This is a genomic window from Pantoea latae, assembly GCF_002077695.1.
In the GTDB taxonomy this organism is placed as follows: domain Bacteria; phylum Pseudomonadota; class Gammaproteobacteria; order Enterobacterales; family Enterobacteriaceae; genus Pantoea; species Pantoea latae.
The window spans coordinates 1-364 of the sequence record NZ_MWUE01000034.1 but is presented as its reverse complement, the minus strand read 5'-3'; the positions used below and the strand labels follow the sequence as shown (position 1 = coordinate 364).

Annotated in this window: 1 rRNA gene; it reads right to left on the bottom strand. The window is 53.0% G+C overall.

The features are described 5' to 3' along the window. Window positions 1–364, bottom strand: a 23S ribosomal RNA gene (locus tag B2J69_RS21615); the annotation flags it as partial.

Below are 364 nucleotides of genomic sequence, written 5' to 3'. Positions count from 1 at the left end.
TTCACTATCGGTCAGTCAGGAGTATTTAGCCTTGGAGGATGGTCCCCCCATATTCAGACAGGATACCACGTGTCCCGCCCTACTCATCGAGCTCACAGAATGTGTGTTTTCGTGTACGGGAGTATCACCCTGTACCCTGCGACTTTCCAGACGCTTCCACTAACACACAAGCTGATTCAGGCTCTGGGCTGCTCCCCGTTCGCTCGCCGCTACTGGGGGAATCTCGGTTGATTTCTTTTCCTCGGGGTACTTAGATGTTTCAGTTCCCCCGGTTCGCCTCGCAACACTATGTATTCATGTTGCGATAGTGTGACGAATCACACTGGGTTTCCCCATTCGGACATCGCCGGCTGTAGCGGTTCAT